This is a genomic window from Burkholderia sp. LMG 13014, assembly GCF_905232215.1.
Classification (GTDB): Bacteria; Pseudomonadota; Gammaproteobacteria; order Burkholderiales; family Burkholderiaceae; genus Burkholderia.
On the sequence record NZ_CAJNKE010000249.1, the window covers coordinates 1 to 8,476 of the forward strand.

Annotated in this window: 9 protein-coding genes; 7 read left to right on the forward strand and 2 right to left on the reverse strand. The window is 67.5% G+C overall.

What is annotated here, in order from left to right:
* Nucleotides 1-224: 224 nt before the first annotated feature.
* Both JYJ84_RS21760 and JYJ84_RS21765 read right to left on the reverse strand, forming a co-directional pair.
* Nucleotides 225-1,382 (reverse strand): acyl-CoA dehydrogenase family protein, encoded by a 1,158-nt coding sequence (locus tag JYJ84_RS21760; protein ID WP_122949358.1) that lies wholly within the window; start codon nucleotides 1,380-1,382, stop codon nucleotides 225-227.
* A gap of 3 nt (nucleotides 1,383-1,385) precedes the next feature.
* Nucleotides 1,386-2,174 carry an enoyl-CoA hydratase/isomerase family protein gene (locus tag JYJ84_RS21765; protein ID WP_122949359.1) on the reverse strand — a complete coding sequence of 263 codons (789 nt, stop codon included), beginning with the start codon at nucleotides 2,172-2,174 and terminating at the stop codon, nucleotides 1,386-1,388.
* Nucleotides 2,175-2,319: 145 nt separating this feature from the next.
* Here JYJ84_RS21765 and JYJ84_RS21770 point away from each other — a divergent pair, with 145 nt between their 5' ends.
* The 7 genes from JYJ84_RS21770 to JYJ84_RS21800 all read left to right on the forward strand — a co-directional run.
* On the forward strand, nucleotides 2,320-3,486 hold the full coding sequence (locus JYJ84_RS21770; RefSeq protein WP_122949360.1) for an ABC transporter ATP-binding protein: 1,167 nt from the start codon (nucleotides 2,320-2,322) through the stop codon (nucleotides 3,484-3,486).
* Between the two features lie 116 nt (nucleotides 3,487-3,602).
* A complete protein-coding gene (locus tag JYJ84_RS21775; protein ID WP_205189449.1) occupies nucleotides 3,603-4,712 on the forward strand; it encodes an ABC transporter substrate-binding protein in 1,110 nt (369 codons plus the stop codon).
* Between the two features lie 25 nt (nucleotides 4,713-4,737).
* Entirely contained in the window at nucleotides 4,738-5,613 is an 876-nt protein-coding gene (locus tag JYJ84_RS21780) for an ABC transporter permease (protein ID WP_122949362.1), read from the forward strand.
* A 20-nt stretch (nucleotides 5,614-5,633) separates the two neighbouring features.
* Complete coding sequence (locus JYJ84_RS21785; protein ID WP_175221573.1) at nucleotides 5,634-6,428, forward strand: ABC transporter permease; 795 nt, start codon at nucleotides 5,634-5,636, stop codon at nucleotides 6,426-6,428.
* Nucleotides 6,429-6,466: 38 nt separating this feature from the next.
* A complete protein-coding gene (locus JYJ84_RS21790) occupies nucleotides 6,467-7,195 on the forward strand; it encodes an NAD(P)H-dependent oxidoreductase (RefSeq protein WP_175221574.1) in 729 nt (242 codons plus the stop codon).
* A 64-nt stretch (nucleotides 7,196-7,259) separates the two neighbouring features.
* The gene (locus JYJ84_RS21795; RefSeq protein ID WP_175221575.1) at nucleotides 7,260-7,898 is read left to right on the forward strand and encodes a MarC family protein; all 639 of its coding nucleotides are present in this window, start codon (nucleotides 7,260-7,262) and stop codon (nucleotides 7,896-7,898) included.
* Between the two features lie 55 nt (nucleotides 7,899-7,953).
* On the forward strand, nucleotides 7,954-8,476 hold a 523-nt coding region (locus tag JYJ84_RS21800), incomplete at its 3' end, for a thiamine pyrophosphate-binding protein (protein WP_275890735.1).

Below are 8,476 nucleotides of genomic sequence, written 5' to 3' on the forward strand. Positions count from 1 at the left end.
GGTTCGGATTGACGAGCCAGATGTCGCCGGCATAGCCGTAGTCGCGACAGCGCTGCACGGCGCCCGCGATGCCGCGTCCGCCGACGAACGCGATGCTGGCCGGCTCGAGCAGCCGGCGCAGGTTGGCCGCGGCGGCGGCACGGCGATCCCTGGCTTCAGGGGAAGAGGTCATGATGGTCCTTTCTGAGCGCGCGCCGGCTTGCGCGCCGGCGCGACGATTCGCGTCAGCTGTAGCGTCGGAGGATTTCCTTGGACAGGATGTGGCGCTGGATCTCGGACGTGCCTTCCCAGATGCGCTCGATGCGCGCATCGCGCCAGAAGCGCTCGATCGGCAGTTCGTCCATCAGCCCCATGCCGCCGTAGATCTGCACCGCGTGATCGGTCACGCGGCCGAGCGTTTCGGTGGCCAGCAGTTTCGCGAGGGCGGCATCGCCGTCGGTCATCGTGCCCAGGTCGAGCTTCTGCGCGGTATAGAGCGTGACGAGTTCCGCCGCGCGGATCTCGGTCTGCATGTCGGCGAGCTTGAACGACGTGCCCTGGAAATCGCCGATGCGCTTGCCGAACTGATGGCGCGTCGCGGCCCATTCGGCGGCCATCTCGAACGCGCGCTGCGCGCGGCCGATGTTGTTCGCGGCGACCATCACGCGGCCGGCGGTGAGCCAGTCGTTTGCGAGCTCGAAGCCACGATGCTCTTCACCGAGGATCTGCGCGGCGCTCACGCGGCAGTCGCTCAGGAAGATCTCCGACTGGTGGTAGCCGCGCAGGCTCGTGCAGTGCGGGCCGCGGCGCACGGTCATGCCCGGCGTGTCCTTGTCGATCAGGAAGCAGGTCACGCGCTTGCGCTTCTGGCCGCGCACTTCCTCCTCGCCGGTGACGGCGAACAGGATCACGAAGTCGGCGGTATCCGCGTGGCTGATGAAGTGCTTGCTGCCGTTGATCACGTAGTCGTCGCCGTCGCGTACTGCGCGCGTGCGGATGCCCATCGCGTCGGAGCCGGCACCCGGTTCGGTCAGCGCGAAGCAGTCGACGCGCTCGCCGCGCACGGCCGGCTTCAGGTAGCGCTCGATCTGGTCGCCCTTGCACGCCATCAGGATCTTGCTGGGCCGCGCGACGAACACGTGCAGCGCCCAGCTCGTGCGGCCGAGCTCGCGCTCGACGAGCGCCTGCGTCACGTAGTCGAGACCGGGCCCGCCGGCGCTTTCCGGCATGTTGAACGCGTAGAAGCCGAGCTCGAGCGACTTGCGGCGGATCGAATCGGCGAGTTCGGGCGGCACGTCGTCCGCGCGATCGACCGCGAATTCATGGGGCTGCAGTTCCTTCTCGACGAACTGACGCAGCGACGTCACCAGCATTTCCTGCTCTTGGGTCAGCGAAAAATCCATGAATCATCTCCCGACAAAATGGGGTGCGCGACCGTCGACCGACGCGCGAAGCGCTTCCTGGCCGTCCTCGCTGTGACCGCAAGCGACGCCGGCTGCCAGCTCGCCGCGCAGTTGCTCGGCGAGGGTATGTGTGAGCGACTGCGCGAGCAGCGCCTTGGTATGGCCGAACGCGACGCTCGGCCCCTGCGCGAGCCGCGCGGCGAACGCGGTGACGTGCTCCGCGAACGCATCGGCGTCGACGACTTCGGACACGAGCCCTGCCGCGAACGCGTCTTGCGCATTCCAGCGTTCATTGAGGAAGATGAAGCGGCGGGCGACGTCGGGGCGCGCGATGCGCGGCAGGAACCAGCTTCCGCCCATGTCGGGGCTGTAGCCCATGCCCGTATACCCGCAGCGCAGTGTCGCGGCCGTGCTCGCGATGCGGAAGTCGCACGCGAAGCCGATGTCGGTGCCCGCGCCGACCGTCGAGCCGTTCAGCGCCGCGACGGTGGGGCGCGGAAATGCGGCAAGCGCCTGCACGAAACGGTGCGCGCGTTCGGTCCACCCGTAGGTGTCGAGTTCGCCGTTGCGCTCGGCCTCGGCCCATTCGTCGACGTCGGCGCCGGCGCAGAACGCACTGCCGGTGCCGGTCAGCACGACGCAGCGTACGGATGAATCGTTCGCGAGCGCTTCAAGCGTCTCGCGAAGAAAGTCGAGATGCGGCCGCGCGAGCGAATTGCGCTTCGCCGGGCGGTTCAGTCGAAGGGTCACGACGCCGTCGTGCCGTTCGATTCGGATGTCCTCGATGCTCATGCTGATCACTGTCTCCTGGTTGTTGTGTGTCGGGGTGTGTCAGAGTCGGCAAGGGTCGCCGCTACTTGCGGACCGCATTTCGGCATAGTATAAGTTCTGTTAAATGAACGTTCAACCCAATTGTGAGTCGACCAGGAGACACACGATGAGCGCGGTGATGGAGACGTCGGCAGGTGTGGAGGAGGGGAGGCACGGAGCGGAGGCGGCGCGCACGGCATCGGCCGCGCGCATCGTGAACGGCGCGGGCCTGCAGATCGATCGCGTGTCGAAGCGCTACGGCAGCGTGCATGCGCTGCGGGAAACGTCGATCGAGATTCCGCGCGGCGAATTCCTGACGATCCTCGGGCCGTCGGGTTCCGGCAAGACGACGCTGCTGACGATCGTCGCGGGCTTCGAACATCCGACCACCGGCGACCTGCGCGTGGGCGGCCGCAGCATCGTCGCGTTGCCGCCGGAGAAGCGCAACTTCGGGATGGTGTTCCAGGGCTATGCGCTGTTTCCTCACATGACGGTCGAGCAGAACGTCGCGTATCCGCTGATGGTGCGCAAGCAGAAGGGGCCCGACGCGGTGAAGCGCGTGAAGGCCGCGCTCGATCTCGTGCGGCTCGGCCATCTCGCGGATCGCCTGCCGCGCCAGTTGTCGGGTGGTCAGCAGCAGCGCGTCGCGATCGCGCGCGCACTCGTGTTCGATCCTGATCTCGTGCTGCTCGACGAACCGCTCGGCGCGCTCGACCGCAAGCTGCGCGGCGAGGTGCAGGTCGAACTGAAGGCGCTGCACGAACGGCTCGGCGCAACGTTCCTGTTCGTCACGCACGACCAGGAAGAGGCGCTGTCGATGTCGGACCGGATCGCGATCATGCGCGACGGCCGGCTCGAGCAGATCGGCACGCCGGATGGGCTCTACGAGCAACCGGCCAACCGCTTCGTCGCGGACTTCCTCGGCAAGAGCAACTTCATCGAAGGCGTCGCGCTCGGCGGCGATGCGGCGGCGACGCATTATCGCGTCGGCGATGCTCGGTTCGTGGCGCCCGCATGCGGCGCGCGGGCCGACGACACGCTGCTGTTCGCGCTGCGCCCCGAGAAGGTCGCCGTGTCGGCGACGTCGTGCGGCGGCGCGCACAACGAAGTGGCGGGGCGCATCCGTCACTGGAGCTATTTCGGTTCGTCGTATCGCTTCGAGATCGAGACGTCGGCGCTCGGCTGCATGACGGCGGACGTGCCCGCGTGGCGCGGGCTCGCGTCGCCGCGCACCGGCATGGACGTGTTCGTGCAGTGGGAGCGCGACGCGACCTGCCGGATCGCGGCCGACTGACGCGGCGAACGCTGCATCCCGCGCGACGCGGCGCATGCCGTCGTCGCCGATCGATTCACCGGTGCCCGGAAACGACGAGATGCGTGCGGGCGCTGCCCAGCCCTGGAGGAGACACCATGACGAACCGCCATCTGCAGGACCTGCTCGACCAAGCGCGCGACCTTCAACCCGTGACCTCGCAGCGCCGCCGCGATTTCCTGCGGCTGTGCGCGGCAGCCGGCATCGCGCCGACGCTGCTGTCGCTCGGCGCGAAGGACGCGCTGGCATCGAACCCGAAGGAAATCGTGCTGAGTGCATGGGGCGGCGAAGCGCGTTCGGCGTTCCGCTCCGCGTACATGGACCCGTTCACGAAGGCGAGCGGCATCAGGATGGGCTACGACTCGTCGCCGGAGGACGGCAAGATCAAGGCGATGGTCGAGAACCGGAACGTGATCTGGGACGTGATGGATCTCGACGGCTTCGCGGCGATCAAGCTCGGCAAGCAGGGCTTCCTGCGGCCGATCGACTACTCGGTCGTGGGCCGCAACGCGCTGCCGGGGCTCGCATCGGACTTCGGCGTGCCGTCGTACCTGCTGAGCTACGTGCTCGTCTACGACGCGCGCAAGTACGGCGCGAATCCGCCGAAGAACTGGGCCGATTTCTGGAACGTCGGCAAGTTTCCGGGCAAGCGCGGGCTGTGGAAGTGGATGGGCGGCGCGCTCGAAGCCGCGCTGATGGCTGATGGTGTCAACAAGGACAAGGTCTACCCGATCGATGTGCCGCGCGCGCTGAAGAAGCTGAAGGAGCTGAAGTCGAACGTGCTGCTGTGGGATTCGGGCGCGGACAGCCTGCAGTTGCTGCGCAACGGTGAAGTCAGCATGGCGTGCATCTGGCATACGCGTGCGAACGTGATCCAGCGCGAAAGTAGCGGCTGGTTCCGCTATACGTGGGAGCAGGGGCTCGCGTCGTGCGACGTGTGGGGCGTGCCGAAGAACAACCCGTCGGGCGACGCCGTGTGGCAGTTCATCAAGTTCGTGCAGGGCGTCGAGCCGCAGGTGCGCCTGCTGTCCCTGCTCGGCAACGGGCCCGTGACGCCGGCCGCGACGGCCGCGGTGCCGCAGGCGCTGCGCGCCGACAACCCGGGCACGCCGGGGAACTGGGCGAAGCAGTGCAAGGTGAATCCCGAGTGGTGGGCGCAGCACTACGAAGCGACGCTCGCGCAGTACACCGACCTGATGTCGTCCTGAGCCGCTGCCTCGTGACCGTGACCGCATGAATACCCTGTCTACTCCCGTCGCGGGCTCCGTCCCGCTCGGCCGTGCGAAGGCCGACCGCTACTGGCTGCTCGTCGTGCCGCTGCTCGCGGTGCTGATCGTGCTGTACGTCTATCCGCTCGTGCGCGTGCTGTGGCTCGGCTTCACGGTGCCGGAGCCCGGCCTGCAGAACTACGCGCGGCTGCTGGAGAACCACGGCGTGCACCGCGTGCTGTGGACGACGCTGCGCGTGTGCGCGGTCACGACGGTCTTTTCGGTCGCGCTCGGCTACGCGATCGCCTATGCGATGGCGCATGTCGGCCCGCGTCAGCGGATGGCGCTGATGTTCGGGCTGCTCGTGCCGTTCTGGGCGTCGGTGCTGGTGCGCGCGTTCTCGTGGCTGTTCCTGCTCGGCGAGCAGGGGCTCGTCAACACGCTGCTGATGCGCATCGGGCTGATCGACGCGCCGCTGCCGCTGATGCGTAACGAGATCGGCGTCGTGATCGGGATGATCCACTTCATGATTCCGTATGCGGTGCTGCCGCTGTACGCGAACATGAAGGGCATCGACCCGCAGCTCGCGCGTGCGTCGCAGGGGCTCGGCGCGGGTGCGTTCGTCACGTTCCGCAAGGTGTATTTCCCGCAGACGCGGCCGGGCATCGTCGGCGCGGCGATCCTCGTGTTCATCTTCTCGCTCGGTTTCTACGTGACGCCGGTGATTCTCGGCGGCGGCCGCACGGTGATGATCGCCGAGTACATCAGCACGCAGATCCTGCAACTCGTGAACTGGGGCAGCGGGGCGGCGCTCGCGTCGCTGCTGCTGGCGTCGATCCTGGCCGCGCTCGCGCTGCTCGCGCGTTTCGTCGATCTGCGCGAGCTGTTCGGCGCGCGCTGATTCGAACGGAGGACGAACCGATGAAGAACCGAATGACCGCAGGGCGCGCGCTGGTGGTCGGTGTCGCGTGGGCCGCGATCCTGTTCCTGATGCTGCCGCTGCTCGTGTCGGTGCCCGTATCGCTGACGCCGAGCGACTACCTGTCGATGCCGGACGGCGCGCTGTCGTTGCGGCACTACGGCGTGCTGCTCGACGACGACGGCTGGGTGTCGAGCTTTCTGCAAAGCGGGCTGATCGCGCTGGTGTCGTCGGCGATCTCGGTCACGCTCGGCACGCTGTGCGCGATCGGGCTGTGGAAGGTCGCGTCGCGGCGCGGCGAGTTCGTGCGCGGCGTGATCCTGTTTCCGCTGATCGTGCCGCCGATCGTATCGGCGCTCGCGTTCTACCGGCTGTGGGGTGAGCTCGGGATGCTCGACAGCCTTCCGGCCGTGATCCTGTCGCACGTCGTGCTGTCGGTGCCTTATGTGGTGGTGGCCGTGTCCGCGTCGCTTGCGACCGTCGGCCTGCGGATCGAACAGGCGTCGCGCAGCCTCGGCGCGAACCTCGCGCAGACGCTGCGCTACGTGATCCTGCCGTCGATCCGGCCGGGCGTGCTGTCGGCGGCGGTGTTCGCGTTCATCCTGTCGTGGGACGAACTCGTCGTCACGCTGTTCATCTCGAGCCGGAGCGTGTACACGCTGCCGCGCCGGATGTGGGACGGGATGCGCGAGAACGTCGATCCCGCGATCGCGTCGGTGTCCACGCTGCTGCTCGTCGCGACCTGCGTCGCGATCGGCCTGTCGCTGCTGCGCAAGCGCGCGGCCGGGTCCGTCTGATTTCCCCATTACGTTACGTTGCGGAGAAGCATTCCATCATGAAAGTCCTGATCGTTCACGCCCATCCCGAACCGCAGTCGTTCACCACGTCGATGCTGCACCGCGCGGTGAGTACGCTCGAAGCGCAGGGGCGTACCGTGACGGTGTCCGACCTGTACGCGATGCAGTGGAATCCGGTTGCGAGCGCGGCCGATTTCGGCGTGCGCAAGAACCCCGACTATCTCGTCTACGCGCTGGAGCAGCGCGAGAACGTCGCCGCGAATGCGATCGCGCCGGACATCGCCGCGGAACTCGACAAGCTGGCCGCGTGCGACCTGCTGATCCTGAGCTTCCCGCTGTTCTGGTGCTCGGTGCCGGCGATCATGAAGGGCTGGATCGACCGCGTGCTCGTGTCGGGCAAGGTGTACGGCGGCGTGCGCTTTTACGATCGCGGCGGGATGCGCGGCAAGCGCGCGTTGCTCGCCTATACGTGCGGCGGCCGCGACTACATGTTCGGTACGGACGGTGTGCACGGCGAAATCGACCTGATGCTGCGCCACGTGCTGCGCGGCACGCTCGGCTACGCGGGCTTCGACGTGCTGCCGTCGTTCGTCGGCTATCACGTGCCGTATATCGGCGATGCCGAGCGCGCGGCCGTGCTCGACCGCTACGACGCGCATCTCGCGCAGCTCGACCGGCTCGAACCGATGGCGTTTCCGACGCTCGACGACTTCGACGGCGACCTGCGGCCGCGCGAGCGCGCGCCGCAGGAAGCCGCGCAGGACTGACCGCGACACCCGGCCACGATGCCGATGCGCCTCTCAACCCTCCGACCGCATGCGAGTTCGAGCGATGACCCTGACGTCGAGCGACGTGCTGCTGTTCCTGACCGGCCTGCTGACGCTGTTCTGTCCGCCGGTCGCGATCCCGATGTACGCGGCCGTCACCGGGCATTTTCCCGACGTGACGCAGCGGCAGATCGCGTTCAGGCTGTTCGCGTGGATTGCGGCGCTGATGGTCGGCGCGGTATGGGGCGGGCAGTTCCTGCTGCGCATGCTCGGCCTCACGCTCGGCGCGCTGACGCTGACGGGCGGCCTCGTGCTGTGCCTGTGGTCGATCCCGATGATGCGCGGCACGGCGAACGACGAACGCAGCGGCAGCGACACGCGGCTCGAATATGCGCAGTGGCGCAACTACATCGCGGTGCCGCTGATCTTCCCGCTGTCGATCGGCAGCGCGGTGATGTCGCTCGTGATCACGACCGCGACGCGCTTTCACACGCCGTCCGACCTGCTCGCGCTGAGCGCGGCCTGCGTGCTGCATGCTGGTGTGATCGGGCTCACGTACGCGTGCTCGGCATCGTGGTGCCGGCGGCTCGGCGAGATCGGCAGGACGCTGGTCGAGCGGTTGTCGGGCATCGTGCTGACCGCGATCGCGTTCCAGATGCTTGCGCAGGGCGTGCGCGAGCTGCTGCCGGGGCTCGCGCACTGAAGGCCTCGCCGGCCGGAACGCGATCCACCAACCAACCCTGAACGACGGAAAAGACATGAAAACAGTAGGCATGTACCTGGTCGACCTGCTCGCCGCATACGGCGTCGACACGGTGTTCGGCATTCCCGGCGTGCATACGATCGAGCTGTATCGCGGCCTGGCCGGTAGCGCGCTGCGCCACGTGAGCGCGCGTCACGAGCAGGGCCTCGGCTTCATGGCTGACGGCTATGCGCGCGCGACCGGCAAGCCCGGCGTGTGCTTCGTGATCACCGGCCCCGGGATGACGAACATCGCGACGTCGATGGCGCAGGCGTATGCGGATTCGATTCCGATGCTGGTGATCTCGAGCGTCAACGCGTCCGGCGATATCGGTTCGGGCAACGGCCATCTGCACGAACTGCCGGACCAGCACGCGTTCGCGGAGAACGTCGCCGCGTTCAGCTATACGGTGCCGCGCGCCGACGCACTGCCGCAGGCGATCGCGCGCGCGTTCGCGGTGTTCTCGGGCGGCCGGCCCCCTCCCGTGCCAGTGTCTTATAAAAAACACCGAGCCCCCCACACAATGCAAGATAAAGAAT

Excerpts from the sequence above, each read along its gene's own strand:
- JYJ84_RS21780 (WP_122949362.1), top strand. The coding sequence starts at position 4,738 with ATGAATACCCTGTCTACTCCCGTCGCGGGCTCCGTCCCGCTCGGCCGT.
- JYJ84_RS21760 (WP_122949358.1), bottom strand. The coding sequence starts at position 1,382 with ATGGATTTTTCGCTGACCCAAGAGCAGGAAATGCTGGTGACGTCGCTG.
- JYJ84_RS21770 (WP_122949360.1), top strand. The coding sequence starts at position 2,320 with ATGAGCGCGGTGATGGAGACGTCGGCAGGTGTGGAGGAGGGGAGGCAC.
- JYJ84_RS21790 (WP_175221574.1), top strand. The coding sequence starts at position 6,467 with ATGAAAGTCCTGATCGTTCACGCCCATCCCGAACCGCAGTCGTTCACC.
- JYJ84_RS21785 (WP_175221573.1), top strand. The coding sequence starts at position 5,634 with ATGAAGAACCGAATGACCGCAGGGCGCGCGCTGGTGGTCGGTGTCGCG.
- JYJ84_RS21795 (WP_175221575.1), top strand. The coding sequence starts at position 7,260 with ATGACCCTGACGTCGAGCGACGTGCTGCTGTTCCTGACCGGCCTGCTG.
- JYJ84_RS21765 (WP_122949359.1), bottom strand. The coding sequence starts at position 2,174 with ATGAGCATCGAGGACATCCGAATCGAACGGCACGACGGCGTCGTGACC.
- JYJ84_RS21775 (WP_205189449.1), top strand. The coding sequence starts at position 3,603 with ATGACGAACCGCCATCTGCAGGACCTGCTCGACCAAGCGCGCGACCTT.